We start from the raw sequence: 24,346 nt of genomic DNA, 5'->3' as shown, positions 1-24,346 counted from the left end.
AGCCGATCGCAGCGCCGGCTGCGGCACACACTGAGCGAGGAGCGCACGTGGGCCTTGTCGTGCAGAAGTACGGAGGCTCCTCCGTTGCCGATGCCGAAGGCATCAAGCGCGTCGCCAAGCGGATCGTGGACACCAAGAAGGACGGCCATCAGGTCGTCGTCGTGGTTTCCGCGATGGGCGACACGACGGACGAGCTGATCGATCTCGCCGAGCAGGTATCCCCGATCCCTGCCGGGCGTGAGTTCGACATGCTGCTGACCGCCGGAGAGCGGATCTCCATGGCCCTGCTGGCCATGGCGATCAAAAACCTGGGCCACGAGGCCCAGTCGTTCACGGGCAGCCAGGCAGGTGTCATCACCGACTCGGTCCACAACAAAGCGCGCATCATCGATGTCACGCCGGGCCGGATCCGTACCGCCCTCGACGAGGGCAACATCGCCATCGTCGCCGGCTTCCAGGGTGTGTCCCAGGACAAGAAGGACATCACCACCCTGGGCCGTGGCGGCTCCGACACGACCGCCGTGGCGCTCGCCGCCGCGCTCGACGCCGAGGTCTGCGAGATCTACACCGACGTCGACGGTGTCTTCACGGCCGACCCGCGCGTCGTGAAGAAGGCGAAGAAGATCGACTGGATCTCCTTCGAGGACATGCTGGAGCTTGCCGCCTCCGGCTCCAAGGTGCTGCTGCACCGGTGCGTCGAGTACGCGCGCCGCTACAACATCCCGATCCACGTCCGCTCGTCCTTCTCGGGACTGCAGGGCACGTGGGTCAGCAACGAACCGCAAGGAGCCCAGAAGGTGGAGCAGGCCATCATCTCGGGTGTCGCCCACGACACCTCCGAGGCGAAGATCACCGTTGTCGGCGTGCCGGACAAGCCGGGTGAGGCCGCGGCCATCTTCCGCGCCGTCGCGGACGCCGAGATCAACATCGACATGATCGTGCAGAACGTGTCCGCCGCCTCCACCGGCCTCACGGACATCTCCTTCACCCTCCCGAAGGCCGAGGGCCGCAAGGCCATCGACGAGCTGGAGAAGGCGAAGAGCGCGATCGGCTTCGACTCGCTCCGCTACGACGACCAGATCGGCAAGATCTCCCTGGTCGGCGCCGGTATGAAGACGAACCCGGGCGTCACCGCGGACTTCTTCAAGGCGCTCTCCGACGCGGGCGTGAACATCGAGCTCATCTCGACCTCCGAGATCCGCATCTCGGTCGTCACCCGCGCCGACGACGTCAACGAGGCCGTGCGCGCCGTCCACACCGCCTTCGGTCTGGACAGCGACTCGGACGAGGCCGTCGTCTATGGAGGCACCGGCCGATGACGCCGAAGCCGACGCTCGCGGTCGTCGGTGCGACCGGAGCCGTCGGCTCGGTGATGCTCCAGATGCTCACGCACCACGCGGACGTCTGGGGCGAGATACGCCTGCTCGACACCCCGGGGGCGGCCGGCTCCAAGGCCGCCGTCCGCGGGGTGGAGTGCGAGGTCCTCGCGCTCGACGAGGACTCCGAGGAGTCCCTGGACGGCGTCGACCTGGCGCTCTTCCTCGTGCCCGAGGAGGTGGCCGCCCGGTGGGCGCCCGTCGCCGTCGCCAAGGGCGCGGTCGTCGTGGACACCTCCGCGGCCTTCCGGGGCGACCCGGACGTGCCGCTCGTCGTCCCCGAGGTCAACGCGCACGCGGCGCGCGTACGCCCCCGGGGCATCGTCGCGAGCCCCGGCTGCACCACGCTCGCGCTGATCGCCGCCGTGGGCGCCCTGCACGCCGAGTTCGGGGTCGCCGAACTGGTCGTCACCGCCCAGCAGGCGGCGAGCGGCGCCGGTGCCGGGCAGCCGGGCGCCGACGCGCTCCGCGCGCAGCTCGGCCTGGTGGCCGGTGACGCCGAGCTGGGCACGCAGCCCGGTGACGTCCGCCGGGCCGTCGGCGAGGACACCGGCCCCTTCCCCGGGCCCCTCGCGCTCAACGTCCTGCCCTGGTCGGGCACGGCCGGCGAGGACGGCGCCTCCTCGGAGGAGGAGCGCGTCCGGGACGAGACCCGCAGGATCCTCGGGCTGCCCGGGCTGCGGATCGCCGCGACCTGTCTGCGCGTTCCCGTCGTGAGCGGCCACTCCGTGTCCGTCCACGCGCGTTTCGAACACCCCGTCACGGTCGGGCGCGCGCACGAGGTCCTGGCGACCTCTCCGGGGGTCGTGCTGTACGACGATCCCGCGGCGGGCGACTTCCCCACCCCGGCCGACGTCGTCGGCACCGATCCCGCGTGGGTCGGACGGGTGCGGCGGTCGATGGACGACGAGCGCGCCCTCGACTTCTTCGTCTGCGCCGACAACCTCCGCAAGGGCGCGGCGCTCAATGCACTGCAGATCGCGGAATCGGTTGTCACGGATTTGTAGGATCTGTGAAGGCGCTGTGAGCAAAAAGGCGTCAGATACCTCTTGAACTGCGGTGATTCCGTGTTCGACGATGCTGTTCCGCCGTGTTGCAACCACGAGTTGTGCGGGGCGCGTCTCTGCGTTCACTCACCATCGTGTGGCGCGGAGCACGCTGCGAAAGCGGGGCATCGGGGGAGAACGGTTACGCATGAGGACAAACGGGTCACCGTCGATTTCGGTGGCGAACGCGTACAACCCTGGCGGGGGGAGGCGTGTCCAACAGGCGTGGCAGAGGTACTCGACATCGCGACCATCGCTCCGCTGCGCGGCGCGGGCACCGGGGTGCTCCCCGTGCGGAGCGCCGCCGTCATCCCCGTACGCGGCTCCGCGGTCCGTCCGTTCGGACGTCCGCGCGGGCTCGGCGGGATGCCGGTGATCGCCCCCGTGCCCACGGGATCCCGCATGAGAGCGGCGGACGGCATCCCGTCCCCCCGCACGAGCGCTGAAGGGGACATGGCCGCCGGCACCACCGTCGACCACCTGACCGAGACCTACCGTGCCCACTACCGGTCGCTGCTCGGCCTCGCGGCGCTCCTCCTCGACGACACGGCCTCCTGCGAGGACGTCGTCCAGGAGGCGTTCATCCGCGTCCACTCGGCCCGCAAGCGCGTCCGCGAGCCCGAGAAGACGCTCGCCTACCTTCGCCAGACCGTCGTGAACCTCTCCCGGTCCGCGCTGCGCCGCCGCATCCTCGGCCTCAAGCTGCTGTCCAAGCCGATGCCGGACATGGCCAGCGCGGAGGAGGGGGCGTACGACCAGCTGGAGCGTGACGACCTCATCAAGGCGATGAAGGGCCTGCAGCGGCGTCAGCGCGAGGTGCTCGTGCTGCGGTACTTCGCCGACATGACGGAGGCCCAGGTCGCCGAGACGCTCGGGATATCGCTGGGATCGGTGAAGGCGTACGGTTCGCGGGGCATCGCGGCGCTTCGCGTCGCGATGGAGGCGAACGCATGAGCCACGAACACGAGAAGGACGAGCCCCGTGACGAGCGCGACGGCGAGCGTGACGGCGAGTGTGACGGTGAGCGTGCCGGTGAGCGCGACGGCCGTGCCGGCGAGCGCGACGGCGAGTGTGACGGCAGTGCCGCCGCGCGTGCCGCCCGTGATGAACGTGACGATCTGAGTGGACGACGGATGCTGAACATCGAGCGCGGTTCCGAGTCTGATCCGGAGCCCGATGCGGAGTTCGGCGCGGAGTTGGGCGCGGCGTTCGGCGCGGCGTTCGGCGGGAAGCCCGGCCCACGGGCGGACGCGGATTCCGACGGCGGTCTCGATGACGAGCTCGCGCTGCGGCGTCTGCTCCACGGCGCGGTCGCGGGCCTGGAGCCCACCGCCGGCTCGCTGGACCACCTGCGCCGGGCCGTTCCCGCGCGGCGGGCCCGCAAGCGGCAGGCCGTCGTCGGCGCCGCCGCGGCCGCCGTCCTCATCGGAACGGCCGTCCCGGCCTTCGTCCACGTCGCGAACTCGGGCGGGGTCACCGCCGCCAACCCCGTGAACGCCGGTCACGGCCAGGAGGCCCAGGGCGGCACCGGAGCCGAGACGGGCATCGAGGGCGGGAAGACCTCCCAGTCCCCGGCGTCACAGGTGTCCCCCAGCCAGGGCACGGTCGACGGGGCCACGGGCAAGCCGCAGCAGCCCGGGAGCGGTACGAGCACCCAGGGGCCGCAGGCCACGCTGAACCCGCTGCCCGGCGACGCGCCGCAGTGCGAGCCCGGTCAGCTCGGAGTCAGTTCGACCCAGACGAGCGGCCCCGACGGGTCGGGGAGCGTGTACGGCACGTTCCGCGTCGCCAACGTCTCCGGGGAGAGCTGCGTCGTCGACGGCAGCGGCATCGTCAGCTTCGAGGCCAGGGGCGCTGCCGACCCGGCCCGGATCTCGGTCGTCCGGCACACCGCAGGGGACGGCAGTGGACTGCCCGATCCCGCGCAGGAGGCCACCGTGCTCCTCCTGAAGCCCAGCGGCTCCTACGAGGTGCGGTTCGCCTGGCTGCCGAGCGAGACCTGCCCGATGACCGGGGGCACCCCGACGACGGAGCCGACCCCGACCGCGCCGACGACCCAGCCGACCCCGACCGAGCCGACGCCGACGGTCCCGCCGACGACCCCTCCGCCGACGACGACGCCCCCGACGACGGAACCGGTCACCCAGGACCCCGGTGGGGGGACGGCCGGCACGGACACCGGAACCGGTACGGAGGCGGAGGGCGGCGCCGCACCGCAGCTGCTCCGGGCGGACGGCGTGCCGGCGGACGGCAGCGTCTCGGTCAGCCACACGGCGGAGCCCGGCGGCCCCGTCGCCGTGGCGACCGTCCCCAACGCCTGCGCGGGCACGATCTACCGCACCGGCATCCTCGCCGGCACCTGAGCGGAGCCGGCGTCCCTCGTCGGACACGGAGAAGGGCCTGGAGACCGTCTGCCGGTCCTCCAGGCCCTTCTCCGTGTCGCTCCTAGGGGGTGTCTTACCGATCAGACCCCGCGAGCCCGGCCTGATCGGTAAGACACCCCCTAAAGACCCAGCGCCTCGTCCCGGGAGGCCTCCGCCTCACGGCGCACCAGGCGGAACCACATGAAGAGCACGAAGCCGGCGAAGACGAACCACTCCGCGGTGTAGCCGAGGTTCTGGAAGGCCTTCACGTCCAGGCTCGTCCCCGCGGCGGCCTCCGCCGGGACGGGCGTGAGGCCGGAGGGGGAGTCGGTGAGGGTGATCCAGGCGTCGTAGACGTCGTCGTTGACCACATTCACCAGGGCGGCCGCGCTGATCATGCCGAGCTGCCCCTCGGGCAGGCCGCCCGCCGTGTGGGCACCCTTCGTCCCCGGGTTCTCCGAGGCCTGGAGCGCGCCCACCACCGTGACCTCGCCGGATGGCGGGGCCGGGGCCGTCGCGCCCGTGGGGAGCCAGCCCCGGACCACCGGCAGCGACCGGCCGCCGTCCGTCTTCAGCAGCGTCAGGACGTACGAACCGGGCCGGCCGTCCAGCTCGCGCTGCGGCACCAGGAACTGCTCCCCGAAGCGGCCGCGCGCCTCGGCGGACCGCCCCGAGGTCTCCTTGTCGACCGGCAGGAGCGTGGCCAGCGGGGCCGCCTTCAGCGAGCTCGCGGCGGGCCGCTGCTCGGCCTCCTGATGGGAGTCGACGCGATCCTCGAACTTCCCCAGCTGCCAGGTCCCCATGAACACGCAGAACGGGATCGCCAGCAGGACGAAGACGTTGATCCCCCACCAGCGGGGCGTTCTCAGGAACCGGTACACACCCCCACGGTACGCAAGCGGGATCGGCTCCCCGACGGCCGGGTACCGGGTGTCCTGTCGATCAGGCCGGGCCCGCGGCGTCCCGTGCCGCCGAGTCACCCCCCAGGTGCTTCGCGGCGAAGGCCAGGTCCAGAGCGACCTGCTTGATCCGCTCCTCCACGACGAGCGAGCCGTGGCCCGCGTCGTACCGGTACACCTCGTGGACCGCGTCCCGGGCCGCGAGCCGGTCCACGTAGTTGTCGATCTGCCGGATCGGGCACCGCGGGTCGTTGACGCCGGCGGAGATGTGGACCGGCGCCTTCACCGCGTCCACGTACGTCAGCGGCGACGAGGCCGCGTACCGCTCGGGCACCTCCTCCGGCGAGCCGCCCAGCAGCGTCCGGTCGAGCGCCTTCAGGGCCTCCATCTCGTCCTCGTACGCCGTGACGTAGTCCGCGACCGGGACCGCCGCCAGACCGACCGCCCAGGCGTCGGGCTGCGTCCCGAGGCCGAGGAGCGTGAGGTAGCCGCCCCACGAGCCGCCGGAGAGGACCAGGCGCGCCGGGTCGGCGAGGCCGCTCGACACCGCCCACTCGCGGACCGCCTCGACGTCCTCCAGCTCGATCAGACCGACCCGGTGCTTGAGCGCGTCCGTCCACTCCCGGCCGTAGCCCGTCGAGCCGCGGTAGTTGACCCGCACCACCGCGTACCCGTGGTCCACCCAGGCCGCCGGGCCCGAGGCGAAGGCGTCGCTGTCGTGCCAGGCGGGACCGCCGTGCACCTCGAAGACCGTGGGAAACGGTCCCTCGCCCTCCGCCGGGCGCTGCACGAGCGCGTGGATCCGGCCGCCGGGCCCGTCCACCCACACGTCCTCCACGGGCACCGAGTGCGGCGCCTCGGGGCCGGGCGGGTCGAGGACGATCCTGCCGTCCGTGGAGCGCACCACCGGCGGCCGGGCCGCCGACGACCAGAGGTATTCGACGCTGCCGTCCGGCCGGGCCGTCGCGTCCGACACCGAGCCGGCCGGGGTCTCCACCCGCACCAGGGCGCGCGTGCCGATCTCGTACCGGAAGAGCTCGCTGCGGGCCTCGAAGCTGTGCACGATCAGCAGTCCGGAGCCGTCCGGGTACCACTCGGCCGACACGTCGCCCGGCAGGTCGAGCCGGAGATCGGTCTCCGTCCCCTGCGCCACGTCCCAGAGCATCGGCTCCCAGCGGCCGCGCCGCTGGTGCGCGACGAGCAGCCGGGAGTCGCCCGCCAGGGGCGCGAAGCCGAGGACCGCGAGCCCGAGCTCCTCCGTGCCGCCCTTGGTGTCGTCGAGCTCGGCCAGCACGCTCGCGTCGGCGGCGCGCAGCACGCGCAGCGCCGAGTGCATCGCGTCCCCGTGCTCGGTGTGCTCGATCGCGATCAGCGAGCCGTCGTGCGAGAGGTCGCCGACCCCGGCCGACTCCCGGTGCCGGTAGATCTCGACCGGGGCGGCGGCCCCCGGCCGTACGAGATGGACCGTCGAGCCGTCCTCGTCCGTGGACCGGCCGATCACCAGCGTGCCCTCCCGGCCGATGGCGAGGCCGCCCGGGTAGGAGGCGTCGAGCCCCGGCACGGCGGGCTCGTCCGCGCCGCCCGCGAACGGCTGGCGCATCCACACCCCGAACTCGTCCCCGTCGGTGTCCGCGAACCACCAGATCCACGCGCCGTCAGGAGAGAGCGTGCCGTCCGTCGTGCCGTTCGGCCGGTCCGTGACCTGCCGCTGCTCGCCGCTCGCCCGGTCCCAGGCGTACAGCTCGTACGTCCCCGTGGCGTTGGAGACGAACAGCGAGCGGTCCGGGGCCTCCTCGGCCCACTCGGGCAGGGAGACGCGCGGTGCGCGGAACCGCTGCTCCCACGCCGGGGTCCGCTCCCACGCCGCGATCTCGGTGAAGTCCTTGCTCTCAGTCATGACACCCATGATGCTCCGCGCGGCCGACAATCCGGTCGCGTCGTCCGCAACCTGTGGATAACCTCGCCGACATGTACTCCCCGACCCCTGAGGACTGGCGCGAGGCCAACCGTGCGCGCTGGGACGAGCGCGTTCCGATCCACGCCTCCAGCGACTTCTACGACCTCGACGCCTTCCGCGCGGGCAAGGAGGCCCTGAGGGACTTCGAGCTCGCCGAGGTCGGTGACGTCACCGGACGGTCCCTGCTCCACCTCCAGTGCCACATCGGCCTGGACACGCTCTCCTGGGCGCGGCACGGCGCCGCGCACGTCGTCGGCCTGGACTTCTCCGAGCCGGCCGTCGACACGGCCCGTTCCCTCGCCGCGGACCTCGGCTACTCGCAGGACCGCGCGGCCTTCGTCGCCGCCGACGTGTACGAGGCCGCCCAGGCCGTCCCGGACAGCGCGTACGACATCGTCTACACGGGTGGCGGGGCGCTGAACTGGCTGCCCGACATCGAGCGCTGGGCGGAGACCGTCGCCTCGCTCGTCGCACCGGGCGGCTTCGTCTACGTGGCGGAGTTCCATCCGCTGACCGACTCGCTCGACGACGAGACCGGCAGCCGGATCGTGTATGACTACTTCGTCCGCGAGCCGTGGGTGGACAGCTCCCCGGGCACGTACGCGGACCTGGACGCCGACACCGTCCACAACCGCAGCGTGGAGTGGGTGCACCCGGTCGGCGAGGTCGTCACGGCGCTCGCGAAGGCGGGCCTGAGGATCGAGTTCCTGCACGAGCACGACGCCTCGCTGTTCCCCCGCTACGGCGCGCTCCAGCGGCACGAGGACGGCTACTACCGCTTCCCGGCGGACCGTCCCCGGATCCCGCTGATGTACTCGATCAAGGCGTCCCGGCCGGCGTAGAAGACGGACGAGGGCGAGGCGAGGGCGAGGCGAGGCCGAGGCCGAGGAACAGGACGACGACCCGGCCGAGGCGGTCACGACCGGCCGAGGCGGTCACGACCGGCCGATCCGGATGACGGCCCGCCCGCCCTTCAGATCCACCGTCGAGTGGTGCGGCGGGGCGCCGTCCTCCTCGTCGTCGCGCATCACGAGGGCGCTCTGCCGCTCCTTGAGCTCGTTCTGCTTGCCCTGCGAGAACGTCGCGTGCAGCTGCTCGAAGCCCGTGGAGGAGACCTGGCCCGTGCGCTTGCCGCGCCCGGTCGCCCGCAGCAGCTGGTCGGCGAAGGCGACCACCGTCAGCAGGATGACGAGGCCGGGCAGCGTCACGAACACGGCGAACTCCATGCCCCCATGAGACCACGCGGGCCCGTGCGGCGGAACGGGTCGACCGGCCTCGGACCGCACGCCTCCCGGCCTGGGACCGGCACGCCTCCCGGCCTGGGGCCGGTGCGCCTCCCGGCTCCGGACCGGTGCGCCTCCCGGCTCCGGACCGGTGCGCCACTCAGACCGTCACGTCCGGCCGTATGTGGTGCGTGCGCCGCCCGTCCGGGCCGAGGGCCTGCGCCCCGATCTTGTGGGTGCGCAGCGAGACCTGGGTGCCGGTGATCCGCAGCGCGGGGGCGGCCCGTACGAGCGTCGCCGTCACCTCGTGCAGCTCCTCGACCGTACGGAGCCACATCGCGAGCGCCAGGTTGTGCGGCCCGGTCACCGAGGTGATCAGCAGGGTGTGGCGCAGCCGGGTCAGCGCCGCCACCGTCGAGGAGACCTCAAGGGGCGGGACGTCGGCCGTGACCAGCGCCCACACCGGGCGTCCGGAGAACCTCGGGGCCGGCAGGCAGTGGTGGTGCAGCGCGCCGGCCGCCATGAGGGCGTCCAGCTTGCGCCGCACCGTCGACTCGCTCGTGCCGCACTGCCGGGCCAGTTCGGCGGCGCTGCGGCGGGCGTCCCCGGCCAGTTCCGCGACCAGTTGGCGGTCGAGGTCCGTGAGGGGCGTCCGTGGACGGGCGGGCGGGCGCGGCCGCTTCTCGCCACCGGTGACGTCCGCGAGGAGCCGGACCTGCCCGGGGGCGAGCTGCTCGATCCGCGACCGGTACGGCCGGTTGTGCAGCCGGGTGACGACCTGTGTGCGGGAGCGGAACACCCCCGGCAGGCGGCGCACCCGGCCCGCCAGGTAGACGTCGAGGGCGTAGAGGTCCGGGCAGACCACGAGCAGCACCAGGTCGGCGTCGCCGGTCACCTGGTGGACGCCGAGGGTGTACGGATCGTCGGTGAGTTCGAGTGCGGTCGAGTCGACCGTACCCGCGGCGCATTCGAGCTCGACCCAGGCGTACAGCGTGGACTCCTGGCTGCGGGCGACGAGCAGCGAACTCCAGGCCCAGCCGCCCGCGGTGAGGTGGTCCCAGCGCCGGGCGAGCGTGTCGGGGCTCGACCCCAGGACGGCCGAGAGCTGCGTCCAGCTGGCGCGCGGGGCGAGCTGGAGTGCGTGGATCAGCGACAGATCCGGCTCTCCCAGGACGGATTCCCCGGTATGCATATGCCTCCTTGGCCGATACCTGGGAAACCATGGGGGTGGGCACCAGGGCGCCCCAGGATGTGGTCTGGGGCATATGCATTCAAGCCGGAGTGGCGATTGTTCGCCATGAAGGCCGGCATAAGTCGCAGATGTGGACAGGAACAGGGCGGGACGGCACGGGACGGGATGGTGCGGGGGATGGAGTCCATGGGGCACATGGGGCACATGGGACACATGGGGCACGTGGGGCACGTGGGGCACATGGGGAAGTCGTCGGAGGCGGAGCTGCTGTGGGGTGAGCCGGTCAGTGCCGACCAACTGACCGCCGCAGAGCAGGGCTACGCGCGCTGCGGCCCCGCCGAGCGCTTCCTGTGGGAGCGGCTCTCCGTTTTCGAGGGCGCCTTCGGCCGGGAGGCGGTCCGCGAGGTCTGCGCCTCCGACGCGCTGCCCGCGGGGGAGATCCAGGCGGTCCTCGACCGGCTCGCCCCCCTCGCGCTCCTCCCCGTCGACGACCTGTTCGACGGCGAGGACGGCGCGCCCCGTTACTGGATGCCGCACCCGATGCGGGCCGTCGGCGCCCGCCGCCTCACCGGGCGCGGCGACCGCTGGGCCGTCGTCCTGCACCACCGGAGATGGTGCGTGAAGGTGGCCCGGCAGGCCGCCGACTGGTGGCAGAGCGGCCGCCAGATCGACGCCCGGGACCTCGCCCTGCGCGAACTTCCCGACCTGGCCGCCGCGATGGACCCGACGACGGCCCCGCTCTCGCCGAGCGCCGAGGCCGAGACGTCCGTCGAGATCGTGGTCTCGCTGTGGTTCCTGTGGGTGGCCTGCGGGCGGGTCGCAGAGGGCCACATCCGGCTGCGGCACGCCCTCTCCCTGCACTCGGGCCCGCCGCCGGCCCGCGCCCTGTGGCTCGCCGCCTACCTGGAGCTGGAGGCGGGCCGCCCCGAGGACGCCGACCCGCTGCTCGTCCAGGCCTGGGCGGCGGCCGTGCGGGACGGGGACGACCGGTGCCTCGGGATGCTGGCCCACCTGCGCGGCGCGACCGCCCTCTTCCAGGGGCGTGCGCGCGAGGCGGCGGCAGAGTTCCGGGAGGCGCTCGCCCTCATGGAGGAGCACCCGGAGTTCGGGCCGAGCCGGGAGCTGTGCTGGGTCGCGCTCGCCCTGACCCTCAGCCGGACCGACCCGGAGGCCGCGCAGGAGGCCCTGGACCAGGCGGTTCTCGACACGTCGGCCCGGCTGGCCTGGACGGGGCGCGACCTGTGGGCCGACGCCTGGGCGCACCACGCGCGGGCCGAACTCCTCTCCTGGGACGGGGAGCGCGAGCGGGCCGCCGAGCACGCCCGGCGAGCGCTCCGCGCCCATCTGCACCTCGGGACGGCCGTCGGGGCGGCCTGCGCGGCCGAACTCCTCGCCCAGATGCGGGTCATGGTCGGCCGGATGACCTCCGCCGCCCATCTCCTCGGCGCGGCGGACCTGTTGAGGGCCTCCGTCTTCGAGGAGGCGTACCGCCCGGCGGAGTACTGCGCGACCTCGCGCGACCGCAGCGAATCGCTCCTGCGCGGGCTGCTCGACGACCAGGAGCTGCGCCGCGCCTACGAAGAGGGCGCCCGCCTGGGCCTGTTCGCCCTGGCGGGAGAGGAGTAGGAACAGGGGTCGGGTGTCCGTCCCGATGCCTACGATGGCGCAATGATCGCCTTCGTCGTGGCCGCTGTCTTCCTGCTGCTCTTCGGGGCCGGCGTGCTGCGCGACCGGCGCCGCTTCGGCAATGCCGTGTACCTCGGCCTGGCCGTCACGTTCTTCGGGCTCGGTCTTCTCGCGGAGATCGACGCGGCCCCGCCCGGCGTCGCCGAGACCGTGATGATCCTGGTGCTGCTCGTGCTGGGCCTCGGCCCCTTCGTGCTCGCCGTGCTGCTCTGCATGAACGGCGTGAAGATGGTCCGCAAGGAGGGCAGACGCCCGGCGAACCTGCTCTCGCTCCTCGCGGGCCTCGGCATGTTCGGCGTGATGGGCCTGATGGCGGCGGCGGTCGCCACGCACTCGCGGGCCGTGGGACTGATCGCCGTCACCACGCTGCTCGTCCTCGGGTACGTCTCGTTCCTGTTCCTCTGCTTCGTCGGTTACGCGTTCCTGTACGGCCGGATGAGGCTCCGCCGCGACGCCGACTACGTCGTGGTCCTCGGCTCGGGACTGATCGGCGGCCGCCGGGTTCCGCCGCTCCTCGCGAGCCGCCTGGACCGCGGCCGGGAGGTGTACGAGACGCTGGCCGCGCGCGGCGGGGACGCGCCGGTCCTCATCGCCTCGGGCGGCCAGGGCCCCGACGAGGAGGTGCCCGAGTCGCACGCGATGGCCGACTACCTCGTCGAGCGCGGCTTCCCCGCCGGTGCGGTCGTGCGCGAGGACCGCTCGCGCACGACCGAGGAGAACATGCTCTTCAGCAAGGAGCTGATGGAGCGGGACCGGCCCGGCTCCTCCTGCGTGATCGTCACCAACAACTTCCACGCCTTCCGGGCCGCGCTGATGGCCCGGCGGGCGGGGGTGGACGGCCAGGTCGTCGGCTCGCCCACCGCCGCCTACTTCTGGCCGTCGGCGACCATGCGCGAGTTCGTCGCCGTCTTCCTCCAGTACAAGGTGGTGAACCTCGGGATCTGCGCGGCGCTGATCCTGCTCGGCGTGGTGGCCTGGTTCGTCCGCTGACCGCCCGGCGCGCGCCCGGCCCGGTGCGCCCCGCGGGCCCCGTGGCCGCTCACGGCGTGACGATCGGGAACTGCGGGTCGGGCGTCGTCACGTACGACAGAAGCCGCGCGAGCAGGGCCGGGTCGCCCTCCACACCGACCCCGAGCTCCTGGAGGCTCTGACCGGCAAGGAGGCCGAGGAGCTGGACCTTGGCCAGCGTCAGGGTGAGCCCGGCGGGCGTCCGGGGCGGGCCCGTGACCACCCGCTGGGTGAGGGCGCCGTTGTGCAGGGTGAGCCGGTGGCGCGTCCCCGCACTCGTGGGGCCGTCCAGCACGAGCAGGTCGAGGGTCAGGTCCTCGTGCCAGGCGCGCGGCCCGTCGATCCGTACGGCGATCGAGTCGACGAGCATCGGGACGGTGAGGGCCCTCGTCATCTCGGGGTTGGCCGCGTCGAGCGCGGTCTTGACGATGCCCTGGCGGAGCTCCAGCGCCGAGGACAGGTAGAAGTTGCGCCAGGGCCCGTTCTCGGCGCCGTACCCCAGCCGGTCGTAGACCGAGGCCAGGGCCTCCTTCGCCTCGATGTTCCCGGGCTCGGCGAAGACCAGGTGGTTGAGCAGGGTCGCCGCGAACCGCAGGTCGTCCGCGTCGACGTACTCGCGGGCCTTGACGAGCATCTCGGCGGGGCCGCCGGCCAGGGCCACGTACCGCTTCGCGCTCTCGACCGGCGGGTGCTCCCACAGGTGGGCCACGTTGCCGTCGAACCAGCCCAGGTAGCGCTGGTAGACCGCCTTGCTGTTGTGGCTCAGCGAGCCGTAGTAGCCGCGCGCGTGCCAGGACGAGGCCAGGGCGGGCGGCAGCTCGATCCGCTCGGCGACCTCCGGGCCGTTGAGGCCTTCGTTGAGCAGCCGCAGCGTCTGGTCGTGCAGGTACGCGTAGAGGTCCCGCTGCTCGGTCAGGAACCGCACCACGTTGTCGTGGCCCCAGGTGGGCCAGTGGTGGGAGGCGAAGCCGACGTCGTACTGCCCGTGGAAGAACTCGACCGCCTCGTCGAGGTACGCGGACCACACCCGGGAGTCGCGGACGAGCGCCCCGCGCAGGGTCAGGATGTTGTGCATGTTGTGCGTGGCGTTCTCGGCCAGGCACAGCGCCCGCAGGTCCGGGAAGAGGAAGTTCATCTCGGCCGGCGCCTCGGTGCCCGGCGTCAGCTGGAAGACGATCCGTACGCCGTCGACCGTCACCTCCTGGCCGGTCTCCGTGATGTCCACGGTCGGCTCGATGAGGCTGAGGGTGCCGAGGGAGGTGGTCTGGCCGAGCCCGGCGCCGATCTGTGCGTCCGGGGCCTTCGGCAGGTTCGCCCCGTACATGAAGGCCGCGCGGCGGGTCATCGCGTTGCCCGCGTACACGTTCTCGCTGACCGCGTGCTCCAGGAAACCCGCCGGGGCGATGATCGGCACGCCCTCCTCGGCGCCGTGCGGGAGGATCCCGCGCGCGCCACCGAAGTGGTCGGCGTGCGAATGGGTGTAGATCATGCCCGTGACGGGCCGGTCGCCGCGGTGCTCCTTGTAGAGCGCGAGCGCGGCGGCGGCGGTCTCCGTGGAGATCAGCGGGTCGATGACGACGATCCCGCGCTCGCCCTCGACGACCGTCATGTTCGACAGGTCGAGCCCCCGCACCTGGTAGACGCCCTCGGTGACCTTGTACAGGCCCTGGCGCGAGCACAGCCGGGCCTGGCGCCACAGGCTGGGGTGCGCGGTGTCGGGGCAGTCCTCCTTGAGGAAGTCGTAGGCGTCCCCGTCCCAGACGGTCCGGCCGCCGGCGCCCGTGACCTTGCCGGGGACCAGGGCGCCGATGAAGCCCCTGTCCGCGTCGTCGAAGTCGGTGGTGTCCTCGAAGGAGGGCAGGGTCTCGTGCATGGACGGGGTACTCCGTTCCGCAAGGGCGGTGAGCGGCGTTCCGGTCCATCTGAACACCGGGTCACTACGACCGCACTTCGGAGCGGCGGGAGGCGGCGGGAGGCGGCGGGAGAGCCGCTCCGTACCTACTCTGGAGGGTACGGAGGTAACCCATGAGCCGACGCCACCACTTCCACACCGACTACCTCGGGCACTCGGTCTCCGTGACCGTCCAGACCGGGCACACGTCCGTCGTCGAGGTGCTCGTCGACGGCAAGGAGACCGGACACGCCACGGCGACGGACGACCGGCCGGTCACCGTCCCGATCGAGCTGCCGACCGACCCGCCGACCGCCGTGTCCGTACGGGCGACCACCGGGCCCGGTGTACCGCGCTGCCTGCTGCTCACGACGGCGGACGGCGAGCCGCACGTGATGGCGCCGAGGCTGTACTGACGAGTAATGACGGGCGGGCCCCGACTCAGGACAGCCAGGCCATTCCGATGACCAGGAAGACGACGAAGGCGATGGCCCCGGCGACGGCGGCCGTCTTACGGGGCCGGCGCCGGGAGAGCTCCGCGAGCCCGCCCCCGCCGGGCGCCGGCCGCTCGCGCCGCCGCGAGGCGGACGGTTCGGCGGACACGTGCGGGGCGGGCGACTGCGGGGGACGCGCGGCCGGCGGGCCCTGACGCGCGGACGGGGCCTGATGCACGGGCTGAGGGCCCCGATGCGCGGGCTGCCCGTGGGGGGCCTGGTGCGCGGGCTGCGCGTGCGGTGCCTGGTGCGCGGGCTGCGCGTGCGGTGCCTGATGCATGGGCTGCGCATGATGGGGTACCTGATGCGCGGGACCCGGCTGTTGCTGCGGGTAACCGCGCCAGGCCCCCGACGAGAACCAGTCCGCGATCGCCTGCGCCGAGGGCCGCTGCTCGGGCTGCTTGGCGAGCAGGCTCAGCAGGTACGTCTCGAAGACGGGCGGCAGCGTGACCCCCAGCCGGCCGGGCGGTACGGGCGGGGTGTCGATGTGCTGGTAGAGCAGGGCCGTGGCCGTGTCCGCGCGGAACGGCGGCTGACCGATCAGCAGTTGGTAGAGCACGCACCCGAGTGAGTAGACGTCGGAAGCGGAGGAGGCGGGCTGCCCCAGGGCGCGCTCGGGCGCCAGATAGAGCCCGGTGCCCACGATCTGACCGGTCGTCGTGAGCGCCGCCGACGGGTCGTCGACGAACCGCGCGATGCCGAAGTCGGCCAGCTTCACCGTCCCCTCGGCGTCGACCAGGAGGTTCCCCGGCTTGATGTCGCGGTGCACGACCCCCTGCCGGTGAGCGGCCGCGAGCCCGGCGGCGGCGTGGGCGGCGACGACGGCGACCCGCTCGGGAGGCAGGACCAGCGGGTCCGAGGGGCTGCCGGCGAGGCTGTCGCCCTCGACGAGCTCCATGACGAGGAAGAGCTTTCCGTCCCACGTACCGAAGTCGAAGACGCCCACGACGTGCGGGTGGCTCAGCCGGGCGGCGGTCTGCGCCTCCAGTCGGAAGCGGTCGCTCGCCGACGGGTCGGTGCCGTGACCCAGCATCAGCTTCACGGCGACGGGCCGGCCGAGGACCTCGTCCGTGGCCTGCCACACCTCGCCCATGCCGCCCCGGCCGATACACACATGAAGCCGATATCGGTCCGCGACCAGCACCTGGAGACCACCCTTTCGACGATCGATCAACTTGACGGAAGGGGACCAGCGTAGAGCCGCCCGGACACGCTCCTCGCCGCGCGTCCCCTCAGGGCCCCGCCCGGCATGATGACGGGATGCTGATCGAACACGACGGCCAGGCGCCGACCGTCCACCCGACCGCCTACGTGGCCCCGACGGCGACGCTCTCCGGCGACGTGCGCGTCGGCGCGGGCTGCCGGATCCTCTTCGGAGCCGTACTGACCTCAGAGGGCGGTGCGGTGGAGCTCGGCGAGGGCTGCATCGTCATGGAGAACGCGGTCCTGCGCGGCACCGCCCGCGACCCCCTGACGCTCGGCCGACAGGTCCTGGTCGGCCCGACGTCCTCCCTCGCCGGCTGCACGGTGGAGGACGAGGTCTTCCTCGCGACCGGGAGCCGGGTGTTCAACGGGGCGCGGATCGGGACGCGTTCGGAGGTCCGGATCAACGGCGTCGTCCACCTGAGGACGGTCCTCCCGGCCGACTCGACGGTCCCGATCGGATGGGTGGCGGTCGGCGACCCGGCACGGATCCTCCCGCCGAACGACCACGGCGAGATCTGGAAGACGCAGCAGGCGCTGGACTTCCCCGGCTACGTCTTCGGCCTGGACCGCCCGGCGGAGGGGGAGAGCCTCATGCCGGGCGTCTCCGAACGCTACGGCCGGGCGCTCGCCCGCCACCGCGAGGACCGTGTCCTCGAGACGTGACGCGGGTGAACGGCAGGTGACGCCAGACGGTTAGCATCCGGGGCGAGTGTCGGTCAGCGTGGGACGGAGTGGGTCGTGGCACGACCGCGTATGGGTGTGGCGGTACTGACGATGGGCACGCGCCCCGACGAGCTGCGGGCCCTGCTCGACGCCGTGGCAGGGCAGGACGAACCGGCCGCCCGGATCGTCGTCGTCGGCAACGGCACCGGCTCGCTCCCGGAGCTCCCCGAGGGCGTCACGGGAGTCGAACTGCCCGAGAACAGGGGCGTGTCGGGCGGCCGGAACGTCGCGATCGAGACGCTGCGCGCCTTCGGCGACGTCGACGTGGTGGTGGACCTCGACGACGACGGCCTGCTCGTCGACACGGACGTCCTGCGCCGCCTCGGCGACCTGTACGAGGCGGACCCGGCTCTCGGGATCGTCTCCTTCCGGATCGCCGACGAGACGGGCGAGACGCAGCGCCGCCACGTCCCCCGCCTCGGGGCGAAGGACCCGATGGTCGGCGGCGAGGTGACGACGTTCCTCGGCGGCGGCCACGGCCTGTCGATGCGGATGCTCGACCAGGTCGGCGACTGGCCGGAGGACTTCTTCTTCACCCACGAGGAGACCGACCTCGCCTGGCGGGCCCTCGACGCGGACTGGAAGGTCCTGTACGCGCCGGAACTCCTCCTCCAGCACCCGAGGACCAGCCCCGCCCGGCACGCGGTCTACTACCGGATGACCGCCCGCAACCGCGTCTGGCTGGCCAAGCGCAACCTGCCGGTCCTCCTGGTCCCCGTCTACCTCGGCGTCTGGACCCTCCTGACCCTGGCCCGCACCCGCTCCGCCCCGGGCCTGGCATCCTGGTTCGCCGGCTTCGCCGAAGGCGTCCGCCGCCCCTGCGGCCCCCGCCGCCCCATGCGCTGGTCCACAGTCGCCCGCATGACCCGCCTGGGCCGCCCGCCGATCATCTAGGGGGTGTGATGCCCACCTGCGTGGCTCCCGGAGCACTCCCGGGAGCCACGCGGACGACACGACAAGGACGTCCATGACCGACGAAGCGCGGGTGCTGCTCAGGGTGGCCGGAGTTCTGGCGATGGTCGTCGTCGCGGTGGCGGGAGCCGACGTGTACGAGATCATCGCCGACAGGGACGGCACGGTTGCCCTCGACGTGGCGGAGGTGGAAAGGGTATGGGTTGCCGAGGACGACGGCGACGCACGGCTGGTGGTGCGCGGGGACGGTTCGGCCGAGCTGACGCCGGAGGCGCAGCTCGATGCGTGCGGATGGGCGCTGGGGCGGGACAACGGCCGGACGCTGCGGGCGACATGGGCCTTCGGCGACAGCGACGAACCGCGAATGGTGTTCCTGGAACTCCAGGATCCCGATACGGCCGAGCCCTGCTATTTCGATCTCTACGTCGCAGACTCGAGTGGGCGAGCGACCCTCTCCGGCGAAGGTGCCTTCGCCACGTACGCGCGTAGCGACAGCCTGCATCGACCGGCGGAGCCGACGACGCCTTGATCGCTCGGACAGGACCCAGCCGCACGCAAAAGCAGGTGGGGTAGTTACTGAATCCAGTAACTACCCCACCTGCTTTTTGGCTGTCGGGGTGGCGGGATTTGAACCCACGACCTCTTCGTCCCGAACGAGGTTCGGTCCGGATCTTCACCGGCTGGTTTGCCGTTTCGCCTGGTCACAGCGTTGGTGCGCGGTGGGCTCGGGTGGTGTCGCGGGGGCTTGGGGAGCACGTCGGCTCCCAGTCGGCTCCCGGGAGGGACACACCTCCGGCGCCTGTCGGGAGCGAACCCGTGCCATGGGCTTGGGAGAGGGCGCCCGCCGCTACCTTGCTGCTGTCGGGGGCATGGTCAGGTCCTCCCGGGTGCCGGAGGTTTCCATGACTTCACACGTGAGCGTGCTCGATCCACGTTCAATTCCACGACTGCGGGCCGGACAGGCCGGAGAGAGAGCGGGCCATCGGGCAGTCCGGCTCAGCCGCGTTCCTCCTCTTCGGCCTCCATGCGGCGGATTCCCTGGTGGGTCAGGGAGACCATCGCGGGGGTGTTGCCCGGTTCCCAGTCGACGCTGATCAGGCCCTCGCCGGCGAGGTAGGTGCAGGCGGCGGCCAGGTCGGGGCTTTCCCCCTGAGCGTGGACACCTTGGACACTGGACCTTGAGGGTCCAGAGGAAGAGATGTCACGCATGGTGATGAAGGTGTATTCGGCAGAGTTCAAGGCGGACGCTGTCGCGCTGTACCTGTCGGACCCGAAGAACACCTACGAGGGCGTGAGCAAGGACCTCGGAATCAGCCGGGAGACGCTGCGGAACTGGGTGCGGGCCGAGCGGGCCCGCAAGGGCCACGCGGCGGGCACCAGCGGCTCGCCGCGGGCGTCACAGAGTGCCGAGGTAGCCTCCGATGATGTGCTGAAAGAGGAGAACAAGCAGCTCAGGGCCCGGATCAGGGAGCTGGAGACGGAGCGGGAGATCCTGCGGAGGGCCGCGAAGTATTTCGCCGGCGAGACCAACTGGTGAGCCGTTTCCAGTTCGTCGAGGATCATCGCGGCGCGTTCGGCGTCAAGCGGCTGTGCCGGGTGCTGGAGGTCTCCCGGTCCGGGTTCTACCGGTGGCTGAAGGCCGCCCCTGCCCGCCTGGCGCGGGCGAGGGACGATGCCCGGCTGGCGAGGCGGATCCGGGAGATCCATAAAGAGTCGGACGGCACCTACGGCATCCCGCGCGTCACGGCCGAGCTGAAGGCCGCCGGGATCGACGTCAACCACAAGCGGGTCGAGCGGGTGATGCGCCGGATCGGGGTCCAGGGCGTGCACCTGCGCAAGAAGGCCCGCACCACGGTCCCCGAGCCAGAAGCGGCCCCGGTGCCGGACCTGCTGCAGCGCGACTTCACCGCGAGCGAGCCGAACACCAAGTACGTCGGCGACATCACGTATCTGCCCATCGGAGATGGTCAATTCCTCTACCTGGCCACGGTGTTGGACCTGTATTCCAGACGCCTCGCAGGCTGGTCGATCGCCGACCATATGCGCACCGAGCTGGTAACCGACGCGCTCGAAGCTGCCGCCCGCACCCGTTGTGGCGGCGGCCTTCACGGGGCGATATTCCACAGCGACAACGGAGCGCAGTACGCGTCGAAGGAGTTCGCGAAGGTGTGCCGCCGACTCGGCGTGACCCGCTCGCGCGGCGCGGTCGGCACCAGCGCGGACAACGCCGCCGCGGAGAGCTTCAACGCGACCCTGAAAAGGGAGACCCTGCAAGGGAAGAAACGCTGGTCAGGGGCCCGTGAGGCCCGTCTCGCGGTGTTCCGGTGGGTCACCCGCTACAACACCAGACGCAGGCACTCAGGGCTTGGCTACCTCAGCCCGATCGCCTTCGAACAGCGATCAGTTACGCTGACCGCCGCCGCATAGCAAACGGTGTCCACGCTTCAGGGGAAGCCCCCGTCCTCCTCCGGGACGCGCAGGTCGTTCCGCAGTTTCCGCCCGGGGACTCCGAGGAGACGGTTGCCTTCGGTGGCTTCGTAGAGGGCGGTCAGGACCCGTTCGCGGTAGACCTGTCGCTCGCGGAGTGTCGCCATGACCGGGGTCCTTTCATGCGAGAGGCCGGCGGGTGGGTTGTCCCGGGTGTCGGGTGCCCCACCCGCCGCCTTCGGTCGGAGGCGGTCTGAGGTGGTCAGGGCCAGGTGCCCGTGAGCCGGCGACGGGTGGCTTGTTCCGTCGGCGTGGGGTGGCTGTGGCCGGGCGGCCGGCGGATGGCCGGGAAGGGGTCGCTGAAGTGGTGGGCCGCGATGCGTGCGTCGTGCTGGGCGTTGAGCCGGTGTATCAGGCGCATGCCGAGCGCGATCAGCAGAGCGATCGCGGCGATCGTGATCAGGGTCTCCACGACGTCACCTCCGCATGTTCCTCGGCAGCGGGATCATCCGCGCGCCGATGACCGGGTGCCGGAGAAGCGGCAGGGCGGCCCCGCCGTCGGTCTCCCAGGCGTCCTCGCCGCTTCGGGCGTCCCTCATGCGACGGTCGATCATGGCTTCGTCGGACATCAGGACACTGGCGGCCAGGACGCTGCCGGGGAGGGCGGCGGCGGTCATCAGCCGGGCGGCTGCGGCGGGTTCGGTCTCGGGCGGGATCACCAGCAGGTCGCAGCGGCCGACGGTGTACGAGAGCAGGATCATCTTGTCGGGATCCTGTTCGGTGAACCAGCCGACGTGCACGGTGTGCCCGGCGACGGCGACCTTGTGCGGGACGACGGGCCAGCGCGTGGGGTTCACCGTGACGCGTGTGATGCGCCCGTAGCGCTCCTCCAGCGCGTCGACCAGGGACGGAAGCTCCGCGGTGAGGTCACGCGAACGAGGCCACCAGGCGCCGTCCAAGCGGCCGGCGAGGGTGGTCTTCGGCGTCAGCGACAGGCGCGCCGAAAGCGGGGGTGCCAGGGAGGTGGCCATGATCGCAGACCCGTCTCCGGGCCGCCCTGCAGGGCGGCCCAGTGTCTTGATCGCCGGAAACGACGTCCGCGTGGGAGCGGGTGCTCGACTTACTCCCGGTACTTTCAGCGTACTCCGCCCAGTGGCCGGACGAGCCGTTCTGACCAGGCGATTTCACCGTCCGGGCGATGGCCGCGGGCATGACCGCAGGCACGCGGGGTACCGTGTGACCACGGCGGTATCTCGCCGGCCATGAGGTGTCGGCAGCCCCGCTCAGGCAGGCGGACCACCATGGCCGAATCCGACACCCCCACCCCTCCCAAGCTCCTTCCGGATGGGATCCACCGAGCGGTGAATCCCGGCACGGCCCTGCTCCGGCTGCGGACGACCCACTCCCGCGAAGGCGTCCTCGACGGCGCCTGGTGGCCCCGCTCCCGCGACGTCGCGACCGAGCTGCCCGACCTGATCCGGGCGCTCACCGCACACCTCGGCCCTGTCACGCGCGTCGGCCTGGACACGGACGCCTGGGAGGAGGTCCCGACGCGTGTGGTCGTCGACGACCGGGTCGTACGCCTCGACTCCTTCCCCGTCGGCGACGACACCGTCCTCATCACCCGTGGCGACAACGACCACTTCGCCCTCCTGGTGGTGCCCCCGGACACGACACCCGACGCGGCACGTGACGCCATGGCCCGTGCGGTCGGCGCCGGTAACGTCACTCAGGCCGCCGAGATCCTTGTCGCCATGCTTCCCGAACCAGCGACTGACCGCCAGGAGTCGGCGTGATTCAGATGGCGCAGCTCCTTCCGGCCTGCGCGCTCCGTCATCCGCGCCACTCGACCAGAACGAGGGTGGCGTCGTCCGAAGTGGCTTCGCCGCGTGCCCGCTTGAGCGTGTGGGAGAGGTCCCGCGCCACCGCGCGGACCTCTCGGTCCGCCTTCTCCAACTGATTCACCCAGTCGATCAGCTGCTCCTCGCCGAACTCTTCCTGTCCGCTCTTGTGTTCCTCGATCAGCCCGTCGGTGAAGCAGAGGACGCGATCCCCTGGCGCGAGCGTCACTTCGCTGACCTGCGGCTGCGCTCCTCCGAAGCCGACGGGCAGGGTCGTGGGGCTGTCCAGGCGGCCTACGACGCGGTGCCGACGGATCAGCATGGGGGCGGGGTGGCCGGCGTTGACCCACTGGAGGCGGCCGGTGTCCGTGTCCAGCCGCATCATCTGCGCGGTCACGAAGTGGTCGGGTGCGAACTGCTCGGCCACGGCGCGGTCCATGAAGAGATAGATCTCGGACAGCTCGATGCTGATCCGGCGGGCGTGCCGGTACGCGCCGATGGCCACGGTCGCCATCGTCGCCGCGTCCAGACCGTGGCCCATGGCGTCGATCATGGCGAGGTGGAAGGTGTCCCCGTTCAGGGCGTAGTCGAAGCTGTCGCCCGCCACGTCGTAGGCGGGTTCGAGGACGCCGGCGACGGTGACACGCGGCGTCACCATCGACAGGGGCGGCAGCAGCGACCACTGGATCTCGGCGGCGACGCTCATCGGTTCGCTGCGACGGGTGCGGAAGAAGAGATCGGTATGACTGCTCTTGGTCTGCAACATGGCGGCGATCAGCCCGGCGATCCTGCGCAGGAGGCGGCGGTCGTCGTCATCGACGGCGTCCAGGGTGACCGCCAGGACGCCTGCCTGGTCGCCCCCGTCCAGCAAGGGCAGCAGGACCCGTACGCCGTCGGACAGGACGAGTTCGACCGGGCGCGAGGTGAGGAAGCACCGGCCGGCCTCGGAGTCGTCGATGGCCTGCGGTTCGCCGGCCGCCAGCCCTTCGCCCGGCAGGGGGACCAGCCGCTGCTGTCCGTAGTCCTGGAGCAGGATCTGCGGTTCCCGTCCCCCCAGCCGCGCCACCGTGTCGGCGAGCACCGGCCCGACCTGATGCGGTGGCAGCTCGTGGGACCGGTCCAGGAGGCCACCCAGCAGCCCCTCCCCGAAGCTCTCCGAGCGATCGGGATCCCCGCGCGATCCGACTGTCATCCCGCTCCCTTCCTCAGGGCGGCGGACGGGCCGTGCAGCGCATCTGCCACAGCCCGGCGGGCACGGGAGCCGGGCCCGCCACCGGCGATCTCGCCATCAGGATGCGCCTCGGAGGCAGGGCACGCCACACGGGGCCGTCGGCGCCACCGACCCGGCAGCCCGATCCTGAAGCCTCAGCGGCCGAGGTGCCGCTCGATGGCCCCGGCCACAGCCTCTGCTTCGGTCCGTATTCGGTCACCAGGCTCGTAGCCATCCGATCTCCCTGGCCAGTGAGCCCTTTTGCTTCACTCTGTTCCAATATGGGCCTATTGAGTGATGGCGCAGCTGGGACCAAGAGATACGGCGGGTGGTAGGGCATGGAGGAAGTGGCAGGGGTGCTGACCAGGGGCTTCGGGCTGCGCCTTCTTGCTGCGGGCGACTCCATGGAAGAACTGACCGCCTTGCTTCACCGCTCGTATGCCGATCACGCTGTGGCCGGCCGAGTCTTCTTCGCCTCGTATCAGTCAGTGCATGACACCGAGTACCGAGTGGGTGGCGGGGAGTGCTGGCTCGCCGTCCGGGGCGCAGAGCTGGTGGGGTCGGTGACGGTGGCGGCCCCGTACCCGGTACCCGAGGGTTATCCCGTTCCATCGGGTGCAGGCTCGTTCTGGCAGCTTGCGGTGGATCCGGCGTACCGGGGGTCGGGGCTGGGGCAGCGGCTGCTGGCCTTGGCGGAGGAACGTATCGCCGCGCTCGGTTCGGCGCAGGTGGTGATCGACACGTCGGCCGAGGCGACGGACCTGATCGGTTGGTATCGCAGGCACGGCTACGTGCCCGTCGGGTCCTGGCGATGGGGCGTGACGAACTACGAGAGCGTCGTGCTCCTGAAGAAGCTGGCGGCGGGCGGGCAGGGGCAGTGACCTGGAATGCC

The 24,346-nt window shown here is 71.7% G+C and carries 25 protein-coding genes; 14 read left to right on the top strand and 11 right to left on the bottom strand.

Annotation, left to right across the window (positions count from 1 at the left end; translation table 11 throughout):
* Nucleotides 1–47: 47 nt before the first annotated feature.
* The 4 genes from IE124_RS15595 (at nucleotide 48) to IE124_RS15580 (ending at nucleotide 4,785) form a co-directional block, all read left to right on the top strand.
* Nucleotides 48–1,319 carry an aspartate kinase gene (locus tag IE124_RS15595; RefSeq protein WP_189508355.1) on the top strand — a complete coding sequence of 424 codons (1,272 nt, stop codon included), beginning with the start codon at nucleotides 48–50 and terminating at the stop codon, nucleotides 1,317–1,319.
* Nucleotides 1,316–2,383 (top strand): aspartate-semialdehyde dehydrogenase, encoded by a 1,068-nt coding sequence (locus IE124_RS15590; protein WP_189508354.1) that lies wholly within the window; start codon nucleotides 1,316–1,318, stop codon nucleotides 2,381–2,383. The genes IE124_RS15595 and IE124_RS15590 overlap by 4 nt, the downstream gene beginning before the upstream one ends.
* 264 nt (nucleotides 2,384–2,647) lie before the next feature.
* Complete coding sequence (locus tag IE124_RS15585) at nucleotides 2,648–3,376, top strand: SigE family RNA polymerase sigma factor (RefSeq protein ID WP_189508353.1); 729 nt, start codon at nucleotides 2,648–2,650, stop codon at nucleotides 3,374–3,376.
* Nucleotides 3,373–4,785, top strand: coding sequence for a hypothetical protein (locus IE124_RS15580; RefSeq protein WP_189508352.1), 1,413 nt, complete (start codon nucleotides 3,373–3,375; stop codon nucleotides 4,783–4,785). The genes IE124_RS15585 and IE124_RS15580 overlap by 4 nt, the downstream gene beginning before the upstream one ends.
* A 140-nt stretch (nucleotides 4,786–4,925) precedes the next feature.
* Here the strand turns inward: IE124_RS15580 and IE124_RS15575 are convergent, their stop codons facing one another.
* A complete protein-coding gene (locus IE124_RS15575; protein ID WP_189508351.1) occupies nucleotides 4,926–5,666 on the bottom strand; it encodes an SURF1 family protein in 741 nt (246 codons plus the stop codon).
* A 61-nt stretch (nucleotides 5,667–5,727) separates the two neighbouring features.
* On the bottom strand, nucleotides 5,728–7,581 hold the full coding sequence (locus IE124_RS15570; protein WP_189508350.1) for a S9 family peptidase: 1,854 nt from the start codon (nucleotides 7,579–7,581) through the stop codon (nucleotides 5,728–5,730).
* Between the two features lie 71 nt (nucleotides 7,582–7,652).
* Here IE124_RS15570 and IE124_RS15565 point away from each other — a divergent pair, with 71 nt between their 5' ends.
* Entirely contained in the window at nucleotides 7,653–8,483 is an 831-nt protein-coding gene (locus tag IE124_RS15565; RefSeq protein ID WP_189508349.1) for a class I SAM-dependent methyltransferase, read from the top strand.
* Nucleotides 8,484–8,576: 93 nt separating this feature from the next.
* On the opposite strand, the gene IE124_RS15560 is transcribed toward IE124_RS15565, so the two are convergent.
* Both IE124_RS15560 and IE124_RS15555 read right to left on the bottom strand, forming a co-directional pair.
* Nucleotides 8,577–8,867 (bottom strand): DUF6191 domain-containing protein, encoded by a 291-nt coding sequence (locus tag IE124_RS15560; protein ID WP_189508348.1) that lies wholly within the window; start codon nucleotides 8,865–8,867, stop codon nucleotides 8,577–8,579.
* A gap of 157 nt (nucleotides 8,868–9,024) precedes the next feature.
* A complete protein-coding gene (locus tag IE124_RS15555; RefSeq protein WP_189508347.1) occupies nucleotides 9,025–10,056 on the bottom strand; it encodes an Lrp/AsnC family transcriptional regulator in 1,032 nt (343 codons plus the stop codon).
* 177 nt (nucleotides 10,057–10,233) lie between these two features.
* On the opposite strand from IE124_RS15555, the gene IE124_RS15550 reads away from it, so the two are divergent.
* Both IE124_RS15550 and IE124_RS15545 read left to right on the top strand, forming a co-directional pair.
* Nucleotides 10,234–11,682, top strand: coding sequence for a tetratricopeptide repeat protein (locus tag IE124_RS15550; protein WP_229832487.1), 1,449 nt, complete (start codon nucleotides 10,234–10,236; stop codon nucleotides 11,680–11,682).
* A gap of 42 nt (nucleotides 11,683–11,724) precedes the next feature.
* The gene (locus IE124_RS15545; RefSeq protein ID WP_189508346.1) at nucleotides 11,725–12,732 is read left to right on the top strand and encodes a YdcF family protein; all 1,008 of its coding nucleotides are present in this window, start codon (nucleotides 11,725–11,727) and stop codon (nucleotides 12,730–12,732) included.
* 49 nt (nucleotides 12,733–12,781) lie between these two features.
* Here IE124_RS15545 and IE124_RS15540 read toward each other — a convergent pair whose 3' ends face one another.
* Nucleotides 12,782–14,623 carry an alkyl/aryl-sulfatase gene (locus tag IE124_RS15540; protein ID WP_189508345.1) on the bottom strand — a complete coding sequence of 614 codons (1,842 nt, stop codon included), beginning with the start codon at nucleotides 14,621–14,623 and terminating at the stop codon, nucleotides 12,782–12,784.
* A gap of 152 nt (nucleotides 14,624–14,775) precedes the next feature.
* On the opposite strand from IE124_RS15540, the gene IE124_RS15535 reads away from it, so the two are divergent.
* On the top strand, nucleotides 14,776–15,057 hold the full coding sequence (locus IE124_RS15535; protein WP_189508344.1) for a hypothetical protein: 282 nt from the start codon (nucleotides 14,776–14,778) through the stop codon (nucleotides 15,055–15,057).
* 25 nt (nucleotides 15,058–15,082) lie between these two features.
* Here the strand turns inward: IE124_RS15535 and IE124_RS15530 are convergent, their stop codons facing one another.
* Nucleotides 15,083–16,279: a serine/threonine-protein kinase gene (locus tag IE124_RS15530; RefSeq protein WP_268246726.1), complete on the bottom strand. Its 1,197-nt coding sequence runs from the start codon at nucleotides 16,277–16,279 to the stop codon at nucleotides 15,083–15,085.
* A 116-nt stretch (nucleotides 16,280–16,395) separates the two neighbouring features.
* On the opposite strand from IE124_RS15530, the gene IE124_RS15525 reads away from it, so the two are divergent.
* From IE124_RS15525 to IE124_RS15515, 3 genes are all read left to right on the top strand, one after another.
* A complete protein-coding gene (locus IE124_RS15525) occupies nucleotides 16,396–17,004 on the top strand; it encodes a gamma carbonic anhydrase family protein (RefSeq protein WP_189508343.1) in 609 nt (202 codons plus the stop codon).
* A 75-nt stretch (nucleotides 17,005–17,079) separates the two neighbouring features.
* On the top strand, nucleotides 17,080–17,958 hold the full coding sequence (locus tag IE124_RS15520; RefSeq protein ID WP_229832486.1) for a glycosyltransferase family 2 protein: 879 nt from the start codon (nucleotides 17,080–17,082) through the stop codon (nucleotides 17,956–17,958).
* A 73-nt stretch (nucleotides 17,959–18,031) separates the two neighbouring features.
* Nucleotides 18,032–18,505 (top strand): hypothetical protein, encoded by a 474-nt coding sequence (locus tag IE124_RS15515; RefSeq protein ID WP_189508342.1) that lies wholly within the window; start codon nucleotides 18,032–18,034, stop codon nucleotides 18,503–18,505.
* Between the two features lie 467 nt (nucleotides 18,506–18,972).
* On the opposite strand, the gene IE124_RS15510 is transcribed toward IE124_RS15515, so the two are convergent.
* Entirely contained in the window at nucleotides 18,973–19,185 is a 213-nt protein-coding gene (locus tag IE124_RS15510; RefSeq protein ID WP_189508547.1) for a hypothetical protein, read from the bottom strand.
* On the opposite strand from IE124_RS15510, the gene IE124_RS15505 reads away from it, so the two are divergent.
* A protein-coding gene (locus IE124_RS15505; RefSeq protein ID WP_189508341.1) for an IS3 family transposase occupies nucleotides 19,184–20,403 on the top strand; the annotation gives its coding sequence in 2 pieces (ribosomal slippage) (nucleotides 19,184–19,499 and nucleotides 19,499–20,403; 1,221 coding nt in all). The genes IE124_RS15510 and IE124_RS15505 overlap by 2 nt on opposite strands.
* Before the next feature lie 17 nt (nucleotides 20,404–20,420).
* On the opposite strand, the gene IE124_RS15500 is transcribed toward IE124_RS15505, so the two are convergent.
* The 3 genes from IE124_RS15500 to IE124_RS15490 form a co-directional block, all read right to left on the bottom strand.
* On the bottom strand, nucleotides 20,421–20,570 hold the full coding sequence (locus tag IE124_RS15500) for a hypothetical protein (protein WP_189508340.1): 150 nt from the start codon (nucleotides 20,568–20,570) through the stop codon (nucleotides 20,421–20,423).
* A gap of 95 nt (nucleotides 20,571–20,665) precedes the next feature.
* Nucleotides 20,666–20,875 (bottom strand): hypothetical protein, encoded by a 210-nt coding sequence (locus IE124_RS15495; RefSeq protein WP_189508339.1) that lies wholly within the window; start codon nucleotides 20,873–20,875, stop codon nucleotides 20,666–20,668.
* A gap of 4 nt (nucleotides 20,876–20,879) precedes the next feature.
* Nucleotides 20,880–21,434, bottom strand: a complete 555-nt coding sequence (locus IE124_RS15490; protein ID WP_189508338.1) for a DUF5994 family protein — start codon at nucleotides 21,432–21,434, stop codon at nucleotides 20,880–20,882.
* Between the two features lie 270 nt (nucleotides 21,435–21,704).
* On the opposite strand from IE124_RS15490, the gene IE124_RS15485 reads away from it, so the two are divergent.
* A complete protein-coding gene (locus IE124_RS15485; protein ID WP_189508337.1) occupies nucleotides 21,705–22,199 on the top strand; it encodes a DUF5994 family protein in 495 nt (164 codons plus the stop codon).
* Nucleotides 22,200–22,236: 37 nt separating this feature from the next.
* Here the strand turns inward: IE124_RS15485 and IE124_RS15480 are convergent, their stop codons facing one another.
* On the bottom strand, nucleotides 22,237–23,436 hold the full coding sequence (locus IE124_RS15480; protein ID WP_189508336.1) for a PP2C family protein-serine/threonine phosphatase: 1,200 nt from the start codon (nucleotides 23,434–23,436) through the stop codon (nucleotides 22,237–22,239).
* Between the two features lie 356 nt (nucleotides 23,437–23,792).
* Here IE124_RS15480 and IE124_RS15475 point away from each other — a divergent pair, with 356 nt between their 5' ends.
* Nucleotides 23,793–24,335 (top strand): GNAT family N-acetyltransferase, encoded by a 543-nt coding sequence (locus tag IE124_RS15475; RefSeq protein WP_189508335.1) that lies wholly within the window; start codon nucleotides 23,793–23,795, stop codon nucleotides 24,333–24,335.
* The last annotated feature ends 11 nt before the right edge of the window (nucleotides 24,336–24,346 follow it).

It is taken from the genome of Streptomyces narbonensis, assembly GCF_014649015.1.
In the GTDB taxonomy this organism is placed as follows: domain Bacteria; phylum Actinomycetota; class Actinomycetes; order Streptomycetales; family Streptomycetaceae; genus Streptomyces; species Streptomyces narbonensis.
Note: the sequence above shows the minus strand (reverse complement) of the source record. Positions and strands in the feature narration are given on the sequence as shown.

Excerpts from the sequence above, each read along its gene's own strand:
- IE124_RS15565 (WP_189508349.1), top strand. The coding sequence starts at position 7,653 with ATGTACTCCCCGACCCCTGAGGACTGGCGCGAGGCCAACCGTGCGCGC.
- IE124_RS15490 (WP_189508338.1), bottom strand. The coding sequence starts at position 21,434 with ATGGCCACCTCCCTGGCACCCCCGCTTTCGGCGCGCCTGTCGCTGACG.
- IE124_RS15550 (WP_229832487.1), top strand. The coding sequence starts at position 10,234 with ATGGAGTCCATGGGGCACATGGGGCACATGGGACACATGGGGCACGTG.
- IE124_RS15510 (WP_189508547.1), bottom strand. The coding sequence starts at position 19,185 with ATGCGTGACATCTCTTCCTCTGGACCCTCAAGGTCCAGTGTCCAAGGT.
- IE124_RS15560 (WP_189508348.1), bottom strand. The coding sequence starts at position 8,867 with ATGGAGTTCGCCGTGTTCGTGACGCTGCCCGGCCTCGTCATCCTGCTG.
- IE124_RS15515 (WP_189508342.1), top strand. The coding sequence starts at position 18,032 with ATGACCGACGAAGCGCGGGTGCTGCTCAGGGTGGCCGGAGTTCTGGCG.
- IE124_RS15475 (WP_189508335.1), top strand. The coding sequence starts at position 23,793 with ATGGAGGAAGTGGCAGGGGTGCTGACCAGGGGCTTCGGGCTGCGCCTT.
- IE124_RS15570 (WP_189508350.1), bottom strand. The coding sequence starts at position 7,581 with ATGACTGAGAGCAAGGACTTCACCGAGATCGCGGCGTGGGAGCGGACC.
- IE124_RS15525 (WP_189508343.1), top strand. The coding sequence starts at position 16,396 with ATGCTGATCGAACACGACGGCCAGGCGCCGACCGTCCACCCGACCGCC.
- IE124_RS15500 (WP_189508340.1), bottom strand. The coding sequence starts at position 20,570 with ATGGCGACACTCCGCGAGCGACAGGTCTACCGCGAACGGGTCCTGACC.
- IE124_RS15580 (WP_189508352.1), top strand. The coding sequence starts at position 3,373 with ATGAGCCACGAACACGAGAAGGACGAGCCCCGTGACGAGCGCGACGGC.
- IE124_RS15480 (WP_189508336.1), bottom strand. The coding sequence starts at position 23,436 with ATGACAGTCGGATCGCGCGGGGATCCCGATCGCTCGGAGAGCTTCGGG.
- IE124_RS15545 (WP_189508346.1), top strand. The coding sequence starts at position 11,725 with ATGATCGCCTTCGTCGTGGCCGCTGTCTTCCTGCTGCTCTTCGGGGCC.
- IE124_RS15540 (WP_189508345.1), bottom strand. The coding sequence starts at position 14,623 with ATGCACGAGACCCTGCCCTCCTTCGAGGACACCACCGACTTCGACGAC.
- IE124_RS15535 (WP_189508344.1), top strand. The coding sequence starts at position 14,776 with ATGAGCCGACGCCACCACTTCCACACCGACTACCTCGGGCACTCGGTC.
- IE124_RS15590 (WP_189508354.1), top strand. The coding sequence starts at position 1,316 with ATGACGCCGAAGCCGACGCTCGCGGTCGTCGGTGCGACCGGAGCCGTC.
- IE124_RS15485 (WP_189508337.1), top strand. The coding sequence starts at position 21,705 with ATGGCCGAATCCGACACCCCCACCCCTCCCAAGCTCCTTCCGGATGGG.
- IE124_RS15555 (WP_189508347.1), bottom strand. The coding sequence starts at position 10,056 with ATGCATACCGGGGAATCCGTCCTGGGAGAGCCGGATCTGTCGCTGATC.